This is a genomic window from Methylobacterium sp. AC690 (genome assembly GCF_979256535.1).
The window spans coordinates 459,407-480,533 of the sequence record NZ_CEEDOX010000001.1; the positions used below are offsets into that span (position 1 = coordinate 459,407).

At 70.7% G+C, this 21,127-nt stretch carries 19 protein-coding genes, 1 tRNA gene and 1 pseudogene; 12 read left to right on the forward strand and 9 right to left on the reverse strand.

The annotated features are described in order from the left end of the window. Positions 1-2: 2 nt before the first annotated feature. Positions 3-464 (reverse strand): (2Fe-2S)-binding protein, encoded by a 462-nt coding sequence (locus AC0IY1_RS02240; RefSeq protein ID WP_471767352.1) that lies wholly within the window; start codon positions 462-464, stop codon positions 3-5. 616 nt (positions 465-1,080) lie between these two features. Beyond that, entirely contained in the window at positions 1,081-1,863 is a 783-nt protein-coding gene (locus AC0IY1_RS02245; RefSeq protein WP_471767355.1) for a Crp/Fnr family transcriptional regulator, read from the reverse strand. Between the two features lie 295 nt (positions 1,864-2,158). Here AC0IY1_RS02245 and AC0IY1_RS02250 point away from each other — a divergent pair, with 295 nt between their 5' ends. Together AC0IY1_RS02250 and AC0IY1_RS02255 are read left to right on the forward strand one after the other, a co-directional pair. Continuing rightward, the gene (locus tag AC0IY1_RS02250; protein ID WP_055947008.1) at positions 2,159-2,902 is read left to right on the forward strand and encodes a Crp/Fnr family transcriptional regulator; all 744 of its coding nucleotides are present in this window, start codon (positions 2,159-2,161) and stop codon (positions 2,900-2,902) included. Next, entirely contained in the window at positions 2,899-3,147 is a 249-nt protein-coding gene (locus AC0IY1_RS02255) for a hypothetical protein (RefSeq protein ID WP_471767356.1), read from the forward strand. The genes AC0IY1_RS02250 and AC0IY1_RS02255 overlap by 4 nt, the downstream gene beginning before the upstream one ends. A 63-nt stretch (positions 3,148-3,210) precedes the next feature. Here AC0IY1_RS02255 and AC0IY1_RS02260 read toward each other — a convergent pair whose 3' ends face one another. The 4 genes from AC0IY1_RS02260 to AC0IY1_RS02275 all read right to left on the reverse strand — a co-directional run bounded on the left by AC0IY1_RS02260 (position 3,211) and on the right by AC0IY1_RS02275 (position 5,926). Continuing rightward, positions 3,211-4,032 carry a VOC family protein gene (locus AC0IY1_RS02260; protein WP_471767357.1) on the reverse strand — a complete coding sequence of 274 codons (822 nt, stop codon included), beginning with the start codon at positions 4,030-4,032 and terminating at the stop codon, positions 3,211-3,213. Then, on the reverse strand, positions 4,029-4,889 hold the full coding sequence (locus AC0IY1_RS02265) for an SMP-30/gluconolactonase/LRE family protein (protein ID WP_471767421.1): 861 nt from the start codon (positions 4,887-4,889) through the stop codon (positions 4,029-4,031). Before AC0IY1_RS02265 ends, AC0IY1_RS02260 begins: the two co-directional genes overlap by 4 nt. Before the next feature lie 64 nt (positions 4,890-4,953). Beyond that, positions 4,954-5,412, reverse strand: coding sequence for a cupin domain-containing protein (locus tag AC0IY1_RS02270; RefSeq protein WP_055947003.1), 459 nt, complete (start codon positions 5,410-5,412; stop codon positions 4,954-4,956). A 19-nt stretch (positions 5,413-5,431) separates the two neighbouring features. Further along, positions 5,432-5,926 (reverse strand): DoxX family membrane protein, encoded by a 495-nt coding sequence (locus tag AC0IY1_RS02275; RefSeq protein ID WP_055947001.1) that lies wholly within the window; start codon positions 5,924-5,926, stop codon positions 5,432-5,434. A 313-nt stretch (positions 5,927-6,239) separates the two neighbouring features. On the opposite strand from AC0IY1_RS02275, the gene AC0IY1_RS02280 reads away from it, so the two are divergent. From AC0IY1_RS02280 to AC0IY1_RS02310, 7 genes are all read left to right on the forward strand, one after another. Further along, positions 6,240-7,802 (forward strand): GMC family oxidoreductase, encoded by a 1,563-nt coding sequence (locus AC0IY1_RS02280; protein WP_471767359.1) that lies wholly within the window; start codon positions 6,240-6,242, stop codon positions 7,800-7,802. After that, the gene (locus tag AC0IY1_RS02285) at positions 7,799-8,770 is read left to right on the forward strand and encodes an alpha/beta hydrolase fold domain-containing protein (RefSeq protein ID WP_471767361.1); all 972 of its coding nucleotides are present in this window, start codon (positions 7,799-7,801) and stop codon (positions 8,768-8,770) included. Before AC0IY1_RS02280 ends, AC0IY1_RS02285 begins: the two co-directional genes overlap by 4 nt. A 441-nt stretch (positions 8,771-9,211) precedes the next feature. Next, a complete protein-coding gene (locus tag AC0IY1_RS02290) occupies positions 9,212-9,760 on the forward strand; it encodes a heme NO-binding domain-containing protein (protein ID WP_471767362.1) in 549 nt (182 codons plus the stop codon). A 1-nt stretch (position 9,761) separates the two neighbouring features. Beyond that, entirely contained in the window at positions 9,762-11,318 is a 1,557-nt protein-coding gene (locus AC0IY1_RS02295) for a putative bifunctional diguanylate cyclase/phosphodiesterase (protein WP_471767364.1), read from the forward strand. Between the two features lie 103 nt (positions 11,319-11,421). Beyond that, positions 11,422-12,474 (forward strand): tyrosine recombinase XerC, encoded by a 1,053-nt coding sequence (locus AC0IY1_RS02300; RefSeq protein WP_471767365.1) that lies wholly within the window; start codon positions 11,422-11,424, stop codon positions 12,472-12,474. A gap of 28 nt (positions 12,475-12,502) precedes the next feature. Then, positions 12,503-13,819: a leucine-rich repeat-containing protein kinase family protein gene (locus AC0IY1_RS02305; RefSeq protein ID WP_471767366.1), complete on the forward strand. Its 1,317-nt coding sequence runs from the start codon at positions 12,503-12,505 to the stop codon at positions 13,817-13,819. Positions 13,820-13,951: 132 nt separating this feature from the next. After that, the gene (locus AC0IY1_RS02310) at positions 13,952-14,314 is read left to right on the forward strand and encodes a hypothetical protein (protein ID WP_181017218.1); all 363 of its coding nucleotides are present in this window, start codon (positions 13,952-13,954) and stop codon (positions 14,312-14,314) included. A gap of 98 nt (positions 14,315-14,412) precedes the next feature. Here AC0IY1_RS02310 and AC0IY1_RS02315 read toward each other — a convergent pair. After that, a pseudogene (locus tag AC0IY1_RS02315) lies at positions 14,413-15,323 on the reverse strand (LysR family transcriptional regulator). 147 nt (positions 15,324-15,470) lie between these two features. Between AC0IY1_RS02315 and AC0IY1_RS02320 the strand changes: the two are divergent. Continuing rightward, positions 15,471-16,373, forward strand: a complete 903-nt coding sequence (locus tag AC0IY1_RS02320) for an NmrA family NAD(P)-binding protein (protein ID WP_471767368.1) — start codon at positions 15,471-15,473, stop codon at positions 16,371-16,373. 40 nt (positions 16,374-16,413) lie between these two features. Here the strand turns inward: AC0IY1_RS02320 and AC0IY1_RS02325 are convergent, their stop codons facing one another. Together AC0IY1_RS02325 and AC0IY1_RS02330 are read right to left on the reverse strand one after the other, a co-directional pair. After that, entirely contained in the window at positions 16,414-17,184 is a 771-nt protein-coding gene (locus tag AC0IY1_RS02325) for an SDR family NAD(P)-dependent oxidoreductase (protein WP_055946983.1), read from the reverse strand. Between the two features lie 112 nt (positions 17,185-17,296). Continuing rightward, complete coding sequence (locus AC0IY1_RS02330; RefSeq protein WP_471767371.1) at positions 17,297-18,928, reverse strand: alpha-D-glucose phosphate-specific phosphoglucomutase; 1,632 nt, start codon at positions 18,926-18,928, stop codon at positions 17,297-17,299. Positions 18,929-19,164: 236 nt separating this feature from the next. Between AC0IY1_RS02330 and AC0IY1_RS02335 the strand changes: the two genes are divergently transcribed. Beyond that, positions 19,165-19,241: transfer RNA gene (locus AC0IY1_RS02335), tRNA-OTHER, on the forward strand. Between the two features lie 233 nt (positions 19,242-19,474). Next, a complete protein-coding gene (locus AC0IY1_RS02340) occupies positions 19,475-21,013 on the forward strand; it encodes a DUF2252 domain-containing protein (protein WP_471767374.1) in 1,539 nt (512 codons plus the stop codon). Positions 21,014-21,127 lie beyond the last annotated feature (114 nt).

The window sequence follows — 21,127 nt, forward strand, 5'->3', positions numbered from 1 at the left end:
CCTTAACCGGCCTGGCCGCCATCGGCGGCGAGCTTGATGCCGGCCAAGACGCGGTTGTAGGTGCCGCAGCGGCAGATGTTTGTGATCTCGGATCGGATCTGCGCCTCGCTCGGGTGCGGGTTCTGCGCCAGCAGCGCCGCCGACGCCATGATCATTCCGGACTGACAGAAGCCGCATTGCGGCACGTCGAGTTCGGCCCATGCCTTCTGCACTGGGTGCGAGCGATCCTTGGACAGGCCCTCGATCGTCATGATTTTCTGGTCAGGCGTGACGCTGGAGACCGGCATCGAACAGGAGCGCACCGCCGTGCCGTCGATATGCACCGTGCAGGCGCCGCACTGCGCAATGCCGCAGCCGTACTTGGTGCCGGTGAGGCCGGCCTGCTCGCGGATGACCCATAGGAGCGGCGTATCGGGCTCAGCCTCGACCTCTCGGATGGCGCCGTTCACATTCAAACGGATCATGCGTTTCCTGCCGTGTTGCCCAGTCGTGAGTCGTGCTCCGCCAGATGTCCGCGGCGGCGGCTCCGTCTTTGGAATAGTTGTACGGTGGCGTGGTCGACCAAGTCCACAGGGATTTCTCACGACAAACCGCATGCGGGTCGTGTCCTAGCCCGAGATTGCTCGAACTCACCATCGACAGACTATATGGCAATTTTTCTATATTTTATCGATACTATGATAATATTCATCATCATTAAACGTCGGATTGACAGAATTCAAAGAATTTGCATTGGACTTCGCCATCAGTAACAGCTGAATTTCGGGAAGAGTCCGGTCCTCCCATAGGAACTTAGAAGCTCTTGAATCCTGCCCATCAGACCGAGATGCTGAATATGCGACTGAAGGCGCCTGGGTTAGCTCGGAATTTCAGGATTCATCCCGTGGACATTACCCGGCGCGATGCAATCATGGATGATTCCGGTGAGTGAGGAAACAGATTCTACATCTTCCGATCGAAGAGCTTCTTCGGAAGTTCAGCGCTCCGATAGGGGCGGGACGGCTCGAGCCTCCACAGCCGCCCCCAAACCCCACCTTTGGGACCCGGAAGGGCCACGCACATCCGAGGGGACACAGTGGGTCAGATTCCTGCGCCGCGCTCTGGGTCTGGCCCCTGCGGAATGAGCCGATGATATTCGTCCTCGGGCAGTCCGTAGCTGCTGGCGGCGAGCGCCTCGAGTGCCTTGCGATCCCGAACCGTGATCCGACCGCGCCGGGCCGTGATCAGTCGCCGTGCCTCGAGCGCCTGCACACTGAGGGTCGCGCCGGAACGTTGGGATCCCAGGGTCTGGGCCAGAAACGCGTGAGTGACGGGCATCTCATCCCCGCCCACCCGGTCATGCGACATGAGAATCCAACGGGCCAGCCGGATTTGAAGGGGCAGCGTCGCATGCCCATAGGCGGTTTGGCCGATCTGGATAAGATGGGTCTGAACGAAGCGGAGCAGGCACGTGCGGAGCGAGAACGACGCCTCCACTGCGGCCCCGAGACGGGCGGTGTCGATCGTCAGCATTTCCCCCGGGACCTGGACGAAGGTTCGGTGTGGGGTGCGGTCGCTTCCCAGCAGGACCGGCGTAGCGCCGATCAGCCCCTCGGGTCCGATGACGCCGACTTCGATCCGGCTCCGATCCGTGCCAGCAACGACCGAGGCATAGCCAGTTTCGGGAAAATACGCCCGCAGCACCGGTTCGTTCGGGACGATGAGAGTCTGATCCAGGTGCGTCCGAACCCGGACGAGATCGGGCTGGAGGCGAGCGAAATCACCGGGCTTCATTGCCGCCAGGAGATGGTTGCGTACCAAGTCCTGTCGGAGGTTTTCCATGCTCCGGCCCCGTTCTCCGATAAGATCGGGGATCACTTCCATTGGCCAAAAACCAATTCACATCCGCGTGATAATTCTAGACTGCCCCGTAGAGGCGGCTCTGTCACTGCCATTTGTTAATGCGTACGTTTCCGCATTGTTAATGCAGGCCCATTGGGGAACTGACCTCCTCGCAGGACGCGGGGGTCGATCCAGGCGGGCAGACTCAGCCAAGGCGCGCACCTCCCCGTCCTGCTTCCATGTTAAGAGGTAAGGATTACGCGGACCGGCCGATTCACGGAGTTCCGATGCGTCATTTCTGCCCACGCCAAACCTGCCCGAGAAAGGCACTTTCGCAATGAGCCTTGCCGCCGGCACCGATCTTAGCCTGCTCATTCGAAAACTGGAGACGATCATTACCGTCTCGGACGTCGAGCGTCAGGCGATCGAACGCCTGCCGGTCACGCGCCGTCAATTGAGCGCTCATCAGGACATCGTGCGCGACGGCGACCATCCCAAGCAGTGCTGCCTCCTGCTCGAAGGGTGGGCCTTCCGCTACAAGCTCCTCGACGAGGGCAAGCGCCAGATCCTGTCGGTTCACATCCCGGGCGACATCCCCGATCTGCAGAGCCTGCACCTGCCGGTGATGGACCATAGCCTCAGCACCCTGACGGCCTGCACCCTGGCCTTCATCCCGCACGAGGCGATGCTCGACCTCACCCGCAATCATCCCGGCATCACGGCCGCCCTTTGGCGGGATACCCTCGTGGATGCGGCGATCTTCCGGGAGTGGATGACCAATATCGGACGGCGCTCGACGCTCGGCCGGATCACCCACCTGTTCTGCGAGATCTACCTGAAGCTGCACGCCATGGGACTGGCGCGGGACTTCGGCTGCGAGATGCCCCTCACCCAGGGTGACATCGCCGACGCGATCGGCGTCTCGAACGTTCACGTCAACCGTGTGCTGCAGGAGTTGCGCGGTCAGGGGCTGCTGACCCTCCAGGGGCAGCGCCTCGTCATCCACGACTGGGATGCGCTCACGAACCGTGCGGAATTCGATCCCGCCTACTTGCATCAGAAGAGGCCACCCGGCCCATGACTCTGAGCCTCCAGCCCGTCCGGATCCGGACAGAGAGCAGCGATGAGGAAGGCCAGCTGGTCATGGCCGAGGGCCTCCTCGTGGCGATCCTGATCCAACTCTCGGCAGACCACGGCGCGGAGGCCGGACACTGGTTCCTCGAGGTGGGTTTCGGCAACCTTGGTTATCCGAGGCCTGCGCCTTTCCTCGATCTGACGGCCGCGCTGGCTTGGATCACCACGCAGGCGGGACAGCGGTCCAGCTAGCGCGCGCGACGGCGTCGGGTTCGCCAACCGGACCCGCGGGGCGGGCTGTTCCGGGCGCGGGTCTCAGGTCAGCCAGAGCCGATGGCCGTCGGGGTCGCGGAGCCGGCGGGGCGCGCCCTCGGCGCCGGCGAAGACCAGCACGGTGGCGGCGATGTCGTGGTCACCGCAGACGTACCCGCCCCGGGGAAATTCGCCTGCATAAGCAAGGAGTTCGACGTGCGGCGTCGGGGCTCCCGGCGGGCTCAGGCCCGTCACGGTGACGTGCGGGTCGGGCACGCCATCGAGGCGGGCCTGCGCCGGGCCGACATTGGTGGAGCGCGACGCCACCGAGAAGCCGAGACCGGCGTAGAAGGCGAGGCTGGCCGCGGTCTCCGCCACCGACAGCGCCGAGTGGTCGATGCCGAGGCAGGGATCCGGCCCCGCCCGGCGCCAGGCCTCGGGTATACCACCGGGAGGAAACGCAAGGAATTCAAGGGGATGCCCTTCGGGGTCGCGGAACTTGAAGGCGGTCACCCCGCCCGAGGCCGCGGGCAGGCGCTCCGGCCCGGCCGTGGAGATCGGGCGCCAGCCCGGGCAGGCGACGAGGCGTGCATAGGCGGCGGCCATGTCCGAGACCACGAGGGCGATGTGCTGGAACAGGGGGCTCCAGCCCGGCACAGCGTCGGGATAGGGCCGGCCCGCCCGGGCGAATCCCACGAGGTCGACGGCCTGCGCGCCGAGCCGGAGGGACACGCGCGTTTCACCCGAAGTGGTTCGCTGGTCGACCAGAGGTCGTGTCGAGGTCACGCGGGAAAACCCGAGTGCCGTGGTGAAGAACACCGCCAGGGCCTCGGGATCGGCACTGACCAGGCGGATGCGGCTGAGGCGGAGCGGATCGGCGCTCACGGCGTCTGCGCGCCGCGCCGGTTGAGGAAGATCGCGTAGAGGGTGTGCGAGCCGCCGATGAACAGGCGGTTCTTCATCCGGCCGCCGAAGGTGAGGTTCGAGACCCGGTGGGGCACGAAGATCTTGCCCAAGAGGTGGCCGGCCGGGTCGATGCAGTGGACGCCGTCGGCGGCGCTGCTCCAGACGTTGCCGTCCTCGTCGACCCGCATCCCGTCGCAGTAGCCCGGCGAGATGGTGTGGAAGTCCCTGCCGCCCGAGAGGGCGAAGTCCGGCCCGACGTCGAAGACGCGGATGACCTGGCGCGGGTTCGGCCGGCTCTGGTCGCCGGTCTCGGCCACGTAGAGCCGGCGCTCGTCGGGGGAGAAGGCGAGCCCGTTCGGGCCGTCGAAATCGGTGGCCATGGCGCGGACCTCGCCCGAGCCCGGATCCAGGCGGTAGAGTGCCGGCGGCTGCTCGGAGGTCTGGCGGCCGCCCTCGTAGTCGTTGGCGATGCCGTAGACCGGGTCGGTGAACCAGATCCCGCCGTCGGAGGCCACCACCACGTCGTTGGGGGCGTTGAGGCGGCGCCCGGCATGGTGGGTGACCAGGGTGGTGACGGCGCCGTCGTACTCGGTCCGGGTCAAGCAGCGGTTCCGGTGCGAGCAGGCGATCAGGCGGCCCTGGCGGTCGCGGGTTTGGCCGTTGGCGAAGTGCGAGGGCGACCGGTAGACCGACAGGCCCTCGGCCTCGCTCCAGCGCATGGTGCGGTTGCGGGGCAGGTCCTGGAACAGCAGGCAGTCGCCATCCCCGAACCAGACCGGCCCCTCGATCCAGCGGAAGCCCGTGGCGAGCTCCTCGAGTTCGGCATTGCCGAGCATGTACCCCGCAAAGCGCGGATCGACGACCTCGAAGCCCGGGTTTTGGAGCCTGGACGCCACGGGGCTACCGGAACCGGCACGGGGTGGCGACGGTCGGGGGGCGATCGAACTGCACCACCATCAGCACGGCGGGCTCAGGCCCGACGGTGCCGGAGAGATGCCCCTGGCGCCCGTCGACGGCCTTGGTGTTCTGGTCCTCCCCGAAGGAGATCTCGCCGGGTCCCATCTCGACCCGGGTGCCGTCCATGGATTCCACGAACCAGCGGCCGGAGAGCGGGATGATCCATTGCGGCTTCGGGTTCTCGTGCCAGGCGCCGGTCCAGCCCACCGGCTGCACCGTGACCATCACGGTGGCGCCGTCATGGGTCTTGCTGCCCTGCCATTGCGGGTCGGCGGGCGGCTGCATCGACTTCATGTCGAAATCGGTCAGCGCGCAGCGGGTCTGGTGGCTGACGCCCTCCGCGTCGGTCCAGAGGTGCCAGTACGGCACGCGGGGCTTCTCGGGGGCGGTCGCGTCGCTCATGGACTTCCTCCAGGATCTCTCAGGGAATCGCCCGGGCGGGCTCGGAGACGGGGGTGGTGCGGTAGGGCTGCGACGAGGCCAGCGGATCGGCGAGGAAGAGCCGCACGGTGTCCGCCCCGGTGCCGAAGGTGATGAGCAGAAACCCGCCGGCCAGGGCGAAGTTCTTCAGGAAATCCCAGAACAGGCCCCGGCCCTTGCTGTCGCTGCCGGCCCAGAAATCGCCCGGGCGCCAGAACTGCTTCCACAGGAGGGCGGTGACGCCGCAATAGCCGGCGAGCACGAAGGCCGCCGCCCGGTCGGCGATGCCGGTGAGGATGCCCGCCGACATCACCACCTCGACGAAGAGCCCGGCGAGGATGAGCGCGCGGGCGAGGCCGGTGCTGGAAACCCGCTCGCGGGCCTGGCCCACCGCGCCCCGGAAGTTCAGGACCTTGTCCAGGGCGCTGAAGGGCAGGAACAGCAGCACCAGGAGGAGCCGGACCGCGAAGGCGACGACGAGGCTGAGGGTGAGCAAGCAGCGGTCCAGACCTGTGACGGGGGCGCGCGTGGACCCCGGGCGATGCCGGGACGGCCCCGGCGACGGCGACGACGCCCCGGGGCGGACGCCGGCTCCGAGCGCCGGCGTCCCCAAGCGAACGTGATGCCATCGGCGGTTGAACGCGGCACCCGCGCCCCGGTTCAAACGTTCGAAGCGTCGGATGCCTCACGTCGGCGCGACCCCGCCGGCGGGCCGGCACGGCGCTGGCATCGATGGCCCGATCCGCCCGAGGCTCAGCCCCGCGAAGGACCCCATGAGCGGAAGGCCTCCCCATGAGCGAAGGACACCCATGAGCGACGAGCATTACGACGTGGTCATCGTGGGCTCGGGCCCCGGCGGCGGCACCATGGCCTGGCGCCTCGCCCAGACCGGCAAGCGCGTGCTGCTGCTGGAGCGCGGCGGCTACCTGCCGCGCGAGCGCGAGAACTGGGACAGCCAGGCCGTGTTCGTGGATGCGCGCTACCAGGCGCCCGAGACCTGGTACGGCGCCGACGGGCGCAGCTTCCACCCCGGCCTGCACTACTACGTGGGCGGCAACAGCAAGGTCTACGGCTCGGTGCTGCTGCGCCTGCGAATCCAAGACTTCGACGTGGTGCACCACCCCGACGGCGACGCGCCCGAATGGCCGGTGAAGTACGATACCTTCGCGCCCTACTACCAGGCCGCGGAGGAGCTCTTCCACGTGCACGGCCTGCGCGGCGAGGACCCCACCGAGCCCCCGGCGGCCAAGCCCTACGCCTACCCGCCGGTCTCCCACGAGCCGCGCATCCAGGAACTCTTCGACGGGCTGAAGCGCGAGGGCCACCGGCCCTTCCACCTGCCGGTGGGCGTGCTGCTCGACGAGCGCGACGGCCAGGCCCTGCCGCACTCGGCCTGCATCCGCTGCGACGCCTTCGACGGCTATCCCTGCCTGACCAACGGCAAGGCCGATGCGCAGATCATCTGCGTCGACCCGGCGCTCGCCCAGTACCCGAACCTGACCCTCTGGACCGGCGCCTACGTGGAGCGCCTCCTCACCAGCCCGAGCGGACGTGCGATCACCGGGGTCGAGCTCGTGCGCGCGGGGCAGCGCCGCACGGTGACGGGCGACGTCGTGGTGGTCGCCTGCGGCGCCCTCTCCTCGGCGCTGCTGATGCTGCGCTCGGCCAACGACGCGCACCCGCAGGGGCTCGCCAACGCCTCCGGCCAGGTCGGGCGCAACTACATGCGCCACAACAACGCCACCGTGCTGGCGGTCTCGCGCACCCCGAACCCGACGAAGTTCCAGAAGACCCTCGGGCTGAACGACTTCTACTTCGGCTCGGACGACTGGGACTTCCCGCTGGGCCACATCCAGATGGTCGGCAAGTCCGACGGCACGCAGATCCACGGCGAGGGCCTGCCGGGCTTCCTGCAATGGTTTCCCGAGAAGCCCTTCGACTGGATCGCGAAGCATTCCCTCGACTTCTGGCTGACCTCGGAAGACCTGCCCCGGCCGGAGAACCGGATCTTCTACGAAGGCGGACGGGTCCGCCTCGACCTCACCGAGAGCAACATGGAGGGGCATCTCCGCCTCAAGGCGAAGCTGCGCGACCTCTGCGGCAAGCTCGACGTGCACCCGCACCTGTTCGACCGCTCGCTCTACCTCGGCAAGGACACGCCCATCGGCGGCACCGCGCACCAGGCCGGGACGCTGCGCTTCGGCGCGGACCCGGCCACCTCCGTGCTCGACCTCGACTGCCGGGCCCACGGCCTCGACAACCTCTACGTCACCGATGCGAGCTTCTTCCCCTCGATCGGGGCCGTGAACCCGACCCTGACGATCATCGCCAACGCCCTGCGGGTGGGCGACACCATCGCGGCCCGGCTGTGACCAGCCTCGCCGCGCGCCTGCTGGCCCTGGCGATCCGCCTCACCGGGCGACGGCGCGACCTCGCCGAGGCGGACCGCGACCCCGAGGCGGCGGTGGCCCGGCGCCCGCGCCCGGCCCGGCCGACGCCGGCCATGCGCCGGACCCTGGCGGTGACCTGGGAGACCCGCGACGGCTTCGAGGTCTACACCCTCGCGCCGCGCACGGGGGCACCGGCGCCGCGCACGGGGGCACGGGCGCCGCGCACGGGGGGCCCCAGCCCGGGAGCCCGCGCGGGCCGGGTGATCTACCTGCACGGGGGCGCCTATACGAGCCCGATCACCCGCATCCACTGGCGCTTCATCGCCCGGCTGGTCTCGGCCACGGGCCTCACCGTCACGGTGCCGCTCTACCCGCTGACGCCGGAGCATGCCTGCGCGCAGGCGAGCGCCTTCGTGATGGCGGTCTACCGGGCCTGCGCCGAGGCCGACCCCGAGGCGCCGATCGTCCTGATGGGCGATTCCGCCGGAGGCGGCCTCGCCCTGTCCCTGGCGATGCAGGTCCGTGAGGCCGGCCCCGCCGGTCTCCCCGGCCCCGCCGGCCTCGTGCTGATCGCGCCCTGGCTCGACGTCACCACCTCGGACCCGTCCCAGGCCCGGATCGAACCCCGGGACGTGATGCTGATGCGCCCGGGCGTGCGGACCCTCGGGCGCTGGTACGCGGGTGCCTGGGACCCCACGGACGAGCGGGTCAGCCCCCTCTTCGGCACCCTGCGGGGCCTGCCGCCGATCGCACTCGTCTGCGGCACCCACGACATCCTGGTGGCCGATGCCCGCCGCCTCGCCGCCCTCGCCCGGGCGGAGGAGGTCCCCCTCGCCTATCACGAGGAGCCCGGCCTGATGCACGTCTACCCCCTCCTCGGCTTGCCGGAATCCCGCCGGGCCGAGGCGCGGATCTGGGAATTTCTGGCGGCGCGGATGGGGCGGGGATGAAGGCCCGGGAGCGGCGCGCGCTCCGGACCCAGCGCCGCCAGCCTCCGTGCGGCCCGGAGGCGCTGCGGGGCGTCGCTTCGGAGAGGAGCCGGGCCCGGGCCTGTCCGTCGGGGAAGGGGGGCTTTCGGCCCGTTCGTTTCCGTCCGGGGCGTGCCGCTGGCGCTGAGGCCTCGACGAGGGTCGGCGGGGCTTGGCGGGGCTTGGCGCTGCGCCGAGACACGGGGTTCCGGGACGTCGCGGCGGCGCATGCCGGTGGATATGCAGCATTGACCCGGGATACGCGCCGCGTCGTCACCCGACTGAACCCGATCTCAATTTATTAACGACGCTTTCGCCGGCGCCGAAATTGCCAAGGGCCGCGACGAATACCGTCAATACACGACGTTAAGAGTCTCGCGTCTATGCACAGCGGAAACGAGAACGTCAAAACGGGTTAGGCATATGAAGGGCTTGGTCTTCACGGAGTTGTTCCGCCATGTCGAGGCCCTGCATGGCGCCAACATGGTGGACGACATCATCGAGGCCGCCCAGCTGCCGCATGATGGCGGCTATACCAGCATCGGAAGCTATCCCTTCCAGGAGGCGGTAGCGCTGCTGGTGGCGCTGACGCGCGCCACGGGCAAATCGCTGCCAGACACCCTCGACGCCTTTGGCACCCACTGCTTCGAGCGCTGGGTCAACTACGCTCCGCACTTCTTCACGCAGCAGCGCGGGCTGTTCGACATCCTCGAGGGCATCGACGACTTCCACGAAACGGAGGTGCGGAAGCTCTATCCAGACGCTGAGCTTCCCTCTTTCCTGTCGGAGCAGCGGACCGAACGTCAGCTCACCCTGGGCTATTACAGCTGCAAGCCGCTGTCGGCGCTCGCCGTCGGCGTGATCAAGGGCGCGGCCGCTCACGTCCGGCAGCCGGTCCACATGGTGTGCGAGCCCGCAACCAACGCCCGCGGCGCCTACACGCGCATCACGATCACCCTCCTGGACTCCTGACATGTCCCTCGCCACCGACGCGCCGACGGCGGTCCTGCTCGACCAAGTCCGACGCCTGGAACGACGCCTCGCGCGTCAGACGAGTGCCCGGGAGCAGGCGGAGACCTTGCTGGAGAGCAAGAGCCTGGCGCTTCATGAGCTGAACCGCTCCCTGGCGCAGCTGAACGCGAACCTGGAGCAGCGCGTCACCGAGCGGACCCGCGAACTCGACGACGAGCGCCGGCACGCCTTGTTCCTGGCCGAGCGCGATCTGCTCACCGGACTTCCGAACCGGCTGATGTTCGGCAAGCATCTCCGACAGGTCCTGGAGCGGAGCCATCGGCCCGGCGCCGTCGCGCTGCTGTACCTCGATCTGGACGGCTTCAAAGCCGTGAACGACAGCTTCGGTCATGCCTGCGGCGACGCGCTGCTCAAGGGCGTCGGAAAAAGGCTCTCGGCCGCCGCCGGCGCGTCGATCTTCGCGGCGCGGCTCAGCGGCGACGAGTTTGCCGTCGTCGCCTGCGGCGGCGAACGACCGGAACACGCCGCGGCCCTCGCGGAGCAGCTGATCGCCACCCTGCAGCACCCCTTCGAGCTGGAGGGCCGGACCGTTCACGTGGGCGCCAGCATCGGCATCGCGCTGACGACCGATGCCGAAGAAAGCGCGGAGACGCTGCTGCACAACGCCGACATCGCGCTCTACCGCGCCAAAGTCCGCCAGCGTGGAACCTGGGAGCTGTTCAGCCCGGAGATGGATGGCGAGCGCCTCGCGCGCCTGGCCTTGGAGCGCGATCTTCGCGCGGGGCTCGCCAAGCAGCAATTCGAGGTCTTCTATCAGCCCCTCCTCGAGGCGGGTGCGGGCGGCCTGGTGGGCTTCGAGGCGCTCCTGCGCTGGAAACATCCCGTGCGGGGGATGGTGCCACCGGCCGCCTTCATCCCGATCGCCGAGGAAATCGGCCTCATCCACGAGATCGGCGCCTGGGTGCTGAAGCAGGCGTGTACGGATGCCATGGGCTGGGCGCCGGAGCTCAGGGTCGCGGTGAATCTCTCGCCGGTCCAGTTCACCCGAAGCACCCTTCTCGACCATGTCTGGAGCGCCCTCGATGCCTCCGGTCTCGCCGCCCAGCGGCTGGAGCTCGAAATCACCGAGTCCGTGCTGATGCAGGACGGTGAGGCCACGCTCGACACCCTGCACACGATGCGCGCCCGTGGCATCCGGATCTCGATGGACGACTTCGGGACGGGGTACTCGTCCCTGAGCTACCTTCGCCTGTTTCCCTTCGACAAGATCAAGATCGATCGCTCCTTCGTCCAGGGCATGGCGAAGGACGAAGGCAGTATCGAGATCATCCGCGCGGTCATCGGTCTGGGTCGAGCGCTCAACATCAAAGTCCTCGCGGAGGGTGTCGAGACGAACGAGCAGAGGGAGATGCTGCGCGTCGAGGGCTGCGACGAGCTGCAGGGCTACCTTTTCAGCAAGCCTCGCCCCCTCGCCGAGATGGGCAGTCTGCTGGCCACCGTCCTGCGATCCGGGGCGATCGCGGAGCCGGCACCGGAGGCCTTGCGGGGAGCGGCGTAGCGCCGTGCGATCGCCCGCCCGGTCTCCCGGGCGGTCCGTATCGCCCCGCCCGCGCGGCCCTTCGGCAACGGAGCGTCAACGCCTCTCGGGCTTCAGTGGCGGGATGGCCTCCTCCGCACCCGACCCGTCCTCCCCGCCCGCCGACGCCCTGGCGTTTCCGGGGGATGCGGGCCTGCTCGCCGAGGCCCGGGCCTGGCAGGACGAGCTCGCCCGCGAGCGCCGCCTCTCGCCCAACACCGTCGAGGCCTATGCAAGGGACCTGCGCCAGTTCCTGGCCCATCGCGCCGGGCGGCACGGCCGCCCCGGCATCGCCCAGCTCGTCGCCCTCAAGCCCCGGGACGTGCGCGCCTTCATGGCCGCGCGCCGGGCGGACGGGGTCGGCGGACGCTCGCTGATGCGGGCGCTGGCGGGCCTGCGCTCCTTCGCCCGCCACCTCGAGCGCCAGGGCCACGGCACCGTGGCGGCTCTGGGCGCCGTGCGCTCGCCCAAGGTGGAGCGGCGCCTGCCGCGCCCGATCCCCATCGACGCCGCCCGGGCGATGACCGGGCCGGAGCTGCGGGCCGGCGAGACCCGCGAGCCCTGGATCCTGGCCCGCGACGCGGCCGTGCTGGCCCTGCTCTACGGCTCGGGCCTGCGCATCTCGGAAGCCCTCGGGCTGACCGCCCGGGACGCACCGGTGCCGGGGGTCGACGCCGTCACGGTGCTGGGCAAGGGCGGCAAGATGCGGATGGTGCCGGTGCTGCCGGTGGTCGCCGCGGCGGTGGCGGCCTATGTCGCGGCCTGCCCCTACGCCCTGGCGCCGGACGGCCCGCTCTTCGTCGGCGCCAAGGGCGGCCCGCTCTCGCCGCGGGTCATCCAGTACGCCGTGGCGGCGATGCGCGGCGGGCTCGGCCTGCCCCCGAGCGCGACGCCGCACGCCCTGCGCCACTCCTTCGCCACCCACCTCCTGGCGCGCCAGGGCGAGCTGCGGGCGATCCAGGAGCTGCTCGGCCACGCCTCGCTCGCCACGACGCAGCTCTACACCAAGATCGACGCCGCCCGCCTGATGGAGGCCTTCGACGCCGCCCATCCGCGCGCCGGTGCCGGCCGGGCCGCGGCCCTGCGCGCGAAAAGCCGTGCGCCCGGCCCCGCGCCCGCGCTAGAACCGGGGGCATGATCCGGCTCCCCCTCCCCGCATCCCCGACATGACCCAGGACCTGCTGACGGCCCTGCGCCGGGGCGACTGCGCCGGGGCCCGGGCCCTGCGCTTCCCCCCCGGCCTCGCCGAATTCCCGCCCGAGATCTTCGGGCTCGCCGACACCCTCGAGCTGCTGGATCTCAGCGGCAGCCACCTCGCGGCGCTGCCGGCGGAGTTCGGCCGCCTGCGGCACCTGCGCGTGCTGTTCTGCTCGGGCAGCCGCTTCACCCGCCTGCCGCCGGTCCTGGGGGAATGCCCGGCCCTGAGCCAGGTCGGCTTTCGCGGCACCGGGCTGGTGGAGGTGCCGGGCGAAGCCCTGCCCCCCGCCCTGCGCTGGCTCACCCTCACGGACAACCGGATCGCCACCCTGCCGGACGCCCTCGGGCAGCGCCCGCGGCTGCAGAAGCTCATGCTCTCGGGCAATGCCCTGGCGGCGCTGCCCGAGAGCCTGGCGGGAGCGCCGAACCTCGAACTGGTGCGGCTGGCCGCCAACCGCCTGGAGGCGCTGCCGCCCTGGCTGACCGCCCTGCCGGCCCTGGCCTGGACCTCGTTCGCGGGCAATCCCGTCGACGACGCGCCCGGGTGCCGCGACGTGCCGGGCGTGCCCTGGCACGCGCTCGAACCCGGCGACCTCCTCGGCGAGGGCGCCTCGGGCCGCGTCTACCGGGCGCTCTGGCGCCGCGACGGAGCCCCGGCCGAGGCCGTCGCGCTGAAGCTGTTCAAGGGCACCATGACCAGCGACGGCCTGCCCGAGCGCGAGATGGCGGCCTGCCTCGCGGCCGGCGCGCACCCGCACCTCACCGGCGCCCTGGGGCGCATCGTCGATCACCCGGCGGGGGCGGAGGGGCTGCTGATGCCGCTGCTGCCGGCGGCGTGGCGGGTGCTCGCCGGGCCCCCGAGCCTGGAGAGCTGCAGCCGCGACGTCTACGCGCCCGGCCTCGCCCTGACGCCGGCGGTGGCCCTGCGCATCGCCCGGGGCGCGGCGGAGGCCTGCGCCCATCTCCACGCCCGCCGGATCCTGCACGGCGACCTCTACGGCCACAACATCCTGTGGGACGGCACGGACGGCGCCGCCGTGGTCAGCGATTTCGGCGCCGCCTCGACCCTGCCCGAGGGCCCCGCCGGCGCGGCCCTGCGCCGGATCGAAGTCCGGGCCTGGGGACTGCTCCTGGGCGAACTCCTCACCCTTGCGGGCCTCGAATCCGGCCCCTGGCGCGACCTGGAGCGGGCCTGCACGGGGCCCGATCTCGGCGCGCGCCCGGCGTTCTCCGATCTTCTCGTCCTTCTCCCGACCGGGACCGCGGGCGCCGGCCGCGACGACTGATGTGCGGAAAGCACAGGCCCGGCCGGGCGTCGGCGTCGAGGGGCCGAAACCGCGCCCCAGCACGGTGCGGCCCCGATTTGGTCACGGTGCCCCGCCAGGGACCGCAGCCGGATTCAAGGGGTTACGGGGACCATGAAGGCATTGACCTCCGCACTGCTGCTCATCGGCGCCCTCGCGGCGCCGCAGGCCGCGATGGCCGCGAGCAAGACCACGGTGGGCGTGGGCACCGGCGCGGTGGCGGGCGCCCTGGTCGGCGGACCGGTGGGTGCGGTCGTGGGCGGCATCGTCGGCGGCTATATCGGCGCCACCTCCGAGAGCCCCCGCCCGCGCCGTCGCCGGGTGCGCGCCGCCCGGCGGGCCGCGGTCGCCCCGCGCAAGCTGCGGGTGGCCGAGGAGCGCGCCGCGCCGGTCCGCCCCGCTGCCCCGGCCGCCACCGGCAGCCTGACCCCGGTCCTCACCGCGCCCGCCGCGACCACCTGGCAGAACCCGCGCTAGCCGGGTCCGCAGCGGCGGGCCCTGCGCGGCCGGTCGGTCGCCGGGCGATACACGGACGGGCACGGCGGCAGCCGCGCCGCGACCTCACGCCCCCGACCTCACACCTCTGACTCAGGCCCCACATAGGCGGCCAGCTCCTCCGGCGTGCCGTGGGGAAAGGCCCGCTTCAGGTGATCGAGGAAGGCCGCGACCCGCGCGCTGAGCAGCCGGCGCGAGGGATAGAGCGCCCAGAGCGCGATGTCGGGGCCGTCGATGTCGCCCCACCGCACCAGGGTGCCGGCGGCCAAGTCTCGGCTGACCAGCGAGATCGGCAGCCGGCCCGCGCCGATGCCGGACCGGATCGCATCGCGCACCATGATGAGCGACGACAGGCGCAGCACGGGCTCGAAGGCGAGGGGCGACGGTCCGCCGGGGGTGCGCACGGACCAGGCATCGCCGCCGCCCGAGCCGCGCACCACGGCCGGCACGGGCCGGTCGCCGGTCGGCCGGGCGAGGTTCGGGCTCGCCACGACGACCAGGTGATCGCGCAGGACGATGCGCCCGACCAGGCTCGCATCGGCCTCCGGATCGACCCGAATGGCGAGGTCGTAGCCCTCCTCGACCATGTCGACGGCCCGGTCCTCCGTGGTGACTTCGAGCCGGACCTCCGGGTGGGTCATCGCGAACGCGGCCGCCAGCTTCCCCATGGCGACCTGCGAGAACAGGAGCGGCGCACTGATCCGCAGGCGGCCGCGCGGCGTCGCGCTGCCCGAGGCGATGGCCGCCGCGGTCTCGTCGAGTTCGGCCAGCAACACCCCCGTCCGCGCGTGGAGGGCGCGCCCTTCCTCGGTGAGCGTCAGCGTGCGGCCGCCGCGCTCGAACAGGCGCAGGTCGAGGGCGGCCTCCAGCTCCGAGACCCGGCGCGACAGGGTCGCCTTCGGACGTCCGGCCGCCCGGCCGCCCGGGCGGCGCGCCCGAACCCGCCGTGGCGGGCGACGAGATTGAAGTCGGCGAGGGCGAGGAGATCCATGCGGTCCGCCACCTGTGTTCCCCCGCCCCGTGTTCCCCGACCCAGTGTTCCACCTGCGAGACGGACCGTCTAGATTGAGCGACTTTCGGCGTCTGTGTGGATCACACATCTCTGGGACGGTCACCACGGCAACCCCGGAGAATCCCCATGCCCAACCGCACGACAGGCACCATCCTCACCACAGGCACCATCCTCGTCACAGGCGCCACCGGCACCATCGGTCGCGCGGTCGTCGACCAGCTCGTTCGACGGGGCGCCGACATGCGCGCCCTGGTGCGCGACCCGGCCAAGGCCGCCCTCCCGGCCGGCGTCGCCGTCGTCCCGGGCGACCTGCTCGACGTGGAGTCCCTGCGCCGCGCCTTCGCGGGCGCCTCCACCCTGTTCCTGCTCAACGCGGTGGCGGCGGACGAAGTTACCCAGGCGCTGATCGCGCTCAACGTCGCCCGGGAGGCCGGGATCCGGCGGGTGGTCTACCTGTCGGTGATCCACAGCGACGTCTACGTGAACGTCCCGCACTTCGCGGGCAAGTTCGGGGTCGAGCGGATGATCGAGGCGATGGGCTTCGAGGCCACCATCCTGCGGCCCGCCTACTTCATGAGCAACGAGCACACGATCAAGGACGTCGTCCTCCAGCACGGCATCTACCCGATGCCGATCGGCGCGAAGGGGCTCGCCATGGTCGACGAGCGCGACCTCGCCGAGGTGGCCGCCCTGGCGCTACTGCGCCGCGCGCAGGCCGAGGGTCCGATTCCGTGCGAGCGGATCAACGTCGTCGGCCCCGAGACCCTGACGGGCGAGGCGGTGGCCAGGATCTGGTCGGAGGTGCTGGGCCGCCCGGTCGCCTATGGCGGCGACGACACCGTCGGGTTCGAGCGGACCCTGCAGGCGTTCATACCGGGCTGGATGGCCTACGACATGCGCCTGATGGCCGAGCGCTTCCTCACCGACGGCATGGTCCCGGAGTCCGGCGACGTCGCGCGCCTCACCGCGCTCCTGGGCCGCCCCCTCCGGACCTATCGCGACCGTGCGGCCGCGATCGCGGCCGCCTGACGCGCCGCGTGGCCTGCGCCCGGCCGCCGCGCCGGGCGCCTCAGGCGCCGCCCCACTGCATGGTCAGGCCGCCATCGACCACCAGGGTGTGGCCGGTGACGTAGTCGGCATCGTCCGAGGCGAGGTAGAGGATCGCCTTGGCGATCTCGTCCGGCTGGCCGGCCCGGTGCCACGGGATGCGCTCCAGGGACTGGGCGAGCTTGTCCGGGTTCTCGAAGCGGTCGCGGGTCATCGGCGTCTCGATCAGGCCGGGTGCCACGTTGTTGACGTTGATCCGGTCCTCGGCCAGCTCCCGCGCCAGGCTGCGGCAGAGGGAGCCGACGCCCGCCTTGGACATGCCGTAGGGGGCGCTCTCCGGGGTGGGCAGGTGCTGGGCCACCGAGGAGACGATGACGATCTTGCCGCGCCCACCCTGGGCCCGGCGAACCTTGATGAAGGCCCGGGCGCAGAAGACCGGGGCCATCAGGTTGACGCGCAGGATCTGCTCCAGCTTGCCGTCGTCCATCTCGGCCACCGGCATGCCGCTCATGGCCTGGCCGGCATTGTTCACCAGGATGTCGAGGACGCCGAGCTCCTGGGCCACCTGCGCGAAGGTCGCCTCCACCGAGGCCGGGTCGCCGACGTCGTTCTGGATCACGAGGCAGCGGCGGCCCGCCGCCTCGACCCGGCGCGCGGTCTCGCGGGCACCGTCCGCGTCGGTGTTGTAGGTGATCGCCACGTCGGCGCCCTGGCGGGCGAACAGCTCGGCCGTCGCCTGCCCGATGCCCGAATCCGCGCCCGTGATCAGCGCGCGTTTGCCTTGCAGCGTCATGTCAGCCCGTCTCCTCGCACCGTTCGAATCGATGCGGGGACAAGGGACCGGCGCCCGGACCTGTTCCGGCCCGCGACGCCGGATCACGGGCCCCGATGGGAGACCCTGGGCCTCAGGTGATGACGCTCGGCTCGGAGCGGCCGGTGAGCGCGGCGATGTCGGCGAGCTCGTTGGCCACCGCCACCACCGGGGCCAGCACCTCCGCCACCGGCAATTCGAGCCGCTCGGGGGCGGATTCGTAGCGCTCGATGTAGACCCGCAGGGTCGCCCCGGCCGTGCCGGTGCCGGAGAGGCGGTAGACCACCCGGGCATCCTCCGCGAAGGTGACGCGCACGCCCTGCTGCGCGGTGACGGAGCCGTCGACGGGATCGACGTAGCGGAAGTCGTCCGCCGCCGCGACCGTGAGGGTGCCGAACGTCGTGCCCGGCAGGGTGGCGAGCTTGGCCCGCAGGCCCTCCATCAGGCGCTTGGCGGCCTCGGAATCGATCTCCTCGTAATCGTGCCGGGTGTAGTAGTCGCGCCCGAACCGGGCCCAGTGGCCCCGCACCACGTCCTGGGCCGGCTTGCCCGTCACCGCCAGGATGTTGAGCCAGATCAGCACGGCCCAGAGCCCGTCCTTCTCGCGGACGTGGTTCGAGCCGGTGCCGGCGCTCTCCTCGCCGCAGAGGGTGATCAGGCCGGCATCGAGCAGGTTGCCGAAGAACTTCCAGCCGGTGGGGGTCTCATAGGCGGGGATGCCCAGCGACGCCGCGACCCGGTCGAGGGCCCGGCTCGTCGGCATGGAGCGGGCGACGCCCGCCAGGCCTCGCGCGTAGCCGGGGGCGAGGTGGGCATGGGCGGCCAGGATCGCCAGGCTGTCGCTCGGCGTCACGAACAGGCCCGGGGCCACGATCATGTTGCGGTCGCCGTCGCCGTCCGAGGCCGCGCCGAGGTTCGGCGCCGCGGGGCTCAGCATCAGCGCGTAGAGGTCGTGGGCGTGGACGGGGTTCGGGTCCGGATGGTGGCCGCCGAAATCCTCCCGCGGCGTGCCGTTGAGGACGGTGCCGGGCTCGGCCCCGAACACGCCCTCCAGGATGGCGTGGGCGTAGGGGCCCGTGACCGCGCTCATGGCGTCGAAGCGCATGCGGAAGCCGCCGGCGAACAGGCGCGTGATCGCGTCGAAGTCGATGAGCTCGCGCATCAGCGCGAGGTAGTCGGCGACGGGGTCGATCACCGCGACGGTCATGTCGCCGAGCCGGGTCTCGCCGACCGTGTCGAGGTCGAGGTCGGGTCCCTCGACGATCCGGTATTCGGTCAGCGCCTGGGTGCGGGCGTGGATCGCCGCCGTGACGGTCTCGGGGGCCGGGCCGCCGTTGGCGGTGTTGAACTTGATGCCGAAATCGCCGTCGGGGCCGCCCGGGTTGTGGCTCGCCGACAGGATGATGCCGCCGATGGCGCCGTGCTTGCGGATGACGCAGGACGCGGCCGGGGTCGAGAGCAGGCCGCCCTGGCCCACCAGCACGCGGGCAAAGCCGTTGGCGGCCGCGATCTTCAGGGTGGTCTGCACCACCTGGCGGTTCAGGAAGCGCCCGTCGCCGCCGAGCACCAGGGTCGCGCCCGCCCGGTCGGGAATGCAGTCGATGATTGCCTGGACGAAGTTCTCGACGTAGTGCGCCTGCTGGAAGACCGGCACCTTCTTGCGCAGGCCGGACGTGCCCGGCTTCTGGTCGTCATAGGGCGTCGTCGGGACGGACGTTACGGACATCGTTCAAGCACTCCTGAATCGCCGCGCTCAAGAACGCGGTTTGCCGCTGCGGGTCAATCGGCGCGGGCTCGCAGGGGCGCCGGCCGTCCAGGCAAGCATCGCGCCCATGGCGGGCGGACAGGCAAGATGAAGCAACCGGCGAAGACCGGGATGCTCTTAAGATTTCGCTAACAACGCCGCTCTCCTTAAAGCACATTCGACTTGTCGCGCCGCGAAATCCATGCTTCTTCGATCTCGGCCAGGTGGGTGAGTGTCGAGCCAGGATCCCCGCAAGGATTCGTACGTCCGGTTCAAATCCGGACCCCGGCCTCCAGCCTGCACGTCCGCGCCGTGACGGCGCGTCGTCGATCCTCATCCTCCCGATCCGGGCGGACGACCGGGCCGAACGCAGGCCGGCGCAACGCTCACCTGCATCCCATCGTCCCGGCGGTCGTCCCGGCCGTGCCTCCGCCCCGGGATGAATCCCGGTCCTGAGACGTGTTGCCCCGGGAACGATCGCAAACGGTCAAGATTTGTCCTTCACGAAGTCGCGTGTGAGGACTGTGTATGGAATGCCCCCAGGATGTCAGCCTCCGCGCTGACGGGTCGAGCGCGACCGGTCTCCAGCGGGAGGGCTTGCAGCAAGAGGGCCTGCAGCAGGAGGCGATCCAGCAGGAGGCCGAGGACATCCTGCTGGCTCCCCTGGCCGACATCCCCCGCATCAACCTGCGCGAGGCCGGCGAGCCGTGGGACAAGCGCCGGCACGCCGGCAAGGCCCTGCGCGAGGTCGTGCCCCACGCCGCCCACGCGCCCTGGACCCCGCCGGACCACCGGCCCGACCCCGTCGCCCTGATCGAGGCCGCCCATCGCGGACGCCAGGAGCACCTGATTCCCCTGCGGGTCGCCCGCATGGCGAGCTCGCCCTTCGCGTTCCTGCGCGGGGCCGCCCACGTCATGGCCTGGGACCTCGCCCACACCCCGCGCAGCGGCATCACGGTGGTGATGAACGGCGACGCGCACCTGGCCAATTTCGGCCTGTTCGGCACGCCCCAGCGCGACATCGTGCTCGATCTCAACGACTTCGACGAGGTCACGATCGGCCCCTGGGAATGGGACCTGAAGCGCCTCGTGGCCAGCATCGAGGTGGCGGCGCGCACCGACGGGGTCGCCAAGGCCGAGCGCCGCGAGGCCGCCCTCGCGGCGGTGGCGGGCTACCAGCACACCATGACCGAGCTGGCGCCGCAGGGGCCCCTCGACGTCTGGCACCAGGCGGCCCGGGCCGACCAGCTCGACTTCGCCGGCCTCACCATCGACGCCCATTCCGAGGCGGTGATCACCAAGGCGGTGGAGAAGGCGCGCAAGAAGCACAACAAGAGCCTGCTCGCCCGGGTCGGCGAGCGCCGCACCGACGGCGGCTGGCGCTTCAAGGAGGAGCCCCCGATCCTCACGGGCGTCGATGCGGAGACGCGCGAGGCGGTGATCGGCGGGCTGGAGCACTATGCCGAGACCCTGCCGCGGGAACGCCGGTTCATGCTGAGCCGCTACCACGTGGTCGACGTGGCCCACCGGGTCGTCGGGGTCGGCAGCGTCGGCACCCGGGCCTACGTCGCCCTCCTGTGCGGCAATTCCGACCAGGACGTCCTCTTCCTCCAGGTCAAGGAGGCGGTGACGCCGGCCCATGCCCCCTACCTCGCGGGCATGCCGGACGCCTATGGCGACCACGAGGGCGAGCGGGTGATCTACGGCCAGCGCCTGCTCCAGGCCGTGGGCGACCCGCTGCTGGGCTGGACCACGATCGAGGGCCGGCCGTTCTACGTGCGCCAGATGAAGAACATGAAGGGCGACATCCCCGTGGCCGGCCTCACCGGCCAGCCGCTGATCTACTTCTCCTGGGCCTACGGCGCCCTGCTGGCGCGGGCGCATGCCCGCACGGGGGATGCCGCCGCCATCGCGGGCTATTGCGGACGGGACCGGCACTGCGACCTGCGCGAGGCCCTGGCCGACTGGGCCTTCGCCTATGGCGACCAGAACGAGGCCGACTTCGCCGCCTTCCAGGCGGCCATCGCGCAGGGCCGCCTGGAGGCGGCCCCCGACCCGGAGATGTAATCCACAGGCCTGCGACAAACTGGGGACGGCGGGCGAAAGCACGGAGCCCGAGGCCCCCCGGACGCGTTTCCCGAGACCTCTCCTCGAGCCGGGCAGCGCACACCCCAGATGGCA

Coding starts and splice junctions, on each gene's coding strand:
- AC0IY1_RS02240 (WP_471767352.1), bottom strand. CDS start 464: ATGATCCGTTTGAATGTGAACGGCGCCATCCGAGAGGTCGAGGCTGAG.
- AC0IY1_RS02245 (WP_471767355.1), bottom strand. CDS start 1,863: ATGGAAGTGATCCCCGATCTTATCGGAGAACGGGGCCGGAGCATGGAA.
- AC0IY1_RS02250 (WP_055947008.1), top strand. CDS start 2,159: ATGAGCCTTGCCGCCGGCACCGATCTTAGCCTGCTCATTCGAAAACTG.
- AC0IY1_RS02255 (WP_471767356.1), top strand. CDS start 2,899: ATGACTCTGAGCCTCCAGCCCGTCCGGATCCGGACAGAGAGCAGCGAT.
- AC0IY1_RS02265 (WP_471767421.1), bottom strand. CDS start 4,889: ATGCTCGGCAATGCCGAACTCGAGGAGCTCGCCACGGGCTTCCGCTGG.
- AC0IY1_RS02270 (WP_055947003.1), bottom strand. CDS start 5,412: ATGAGCGACGCGACCGCCCCCGAGAAGCCCCGCGTGCCGTACTGGCAC.
- AC0IY1_RS02280 (WP_471767359.1), top strand. CDS start 6,240: ATGAGCGACGAGCATTACGACGTGGTCATCGTGGGCTCGGGCCCCGGC.
- AC0IY1_RS02290 (WP_471767362.1), top strand. CDS start 9,212: ATGAAGGGCTTGGTCTTCACGGAGTTGTTCCGCCATGTCGAGGCCCTG.
- AC0IY1_RS02295 (WP_471767364.1), top strand. CDS start 9,762: ATGTCCCTCGCCACCGACGCGCCGACGGCGGTCCTGCTCGACCAAGTC.
- AC0IY1_RS02300 (WP_471767365.1), top strand. CDS start 11,422: ATGGCCTCCTCCGCACCCGACCCGTCCTCCCCGCCCGCCGACGCCCTG.
- AC0IY1_RS02305 (WP_471767366.1), top strand. CDS start 12,503: ATGACCCAGGACCTGCTGACGGCCCTGCGCCGGGGCGACTGCGCCGGG.
- AC0IY1_RS02310 (WP_181017218.1), top strand. CDS start 13,952: ATGAAGGCATTGACCTCCGCACTGCTGCTCATCGGCGCCCTCGCGGCG.
- AC0IY1_RS02320 (WP_471767368.1), top strand. CDS start 15,471: ATGCCCAACCGCACGACAGGCACCATCCTCACCACAGGCACCATCCTC.
- AC0IY1_RS02325 (WP_055946983.1), bottom strand. CDS start 17,184: ATGACGCTGCAAGGCAAACGCGCGCTGATCACGGGCGCGGATTCGGGC.
- AC0IY1_RS02330 (WP_471767371.1), bottom strand. CDS start 18,928: ATGTCCGTAACGTCCGTCCCGACGACGCCCTATGACGACCAGAAGCCG.
- AC0IY1_RS02340 (WP_471767374.1), top strand. CDS start 19,475: ATGGAATGCCCCCAGGATGTCAGCCTCCGCGCTGACGGGTCGAGCGCG.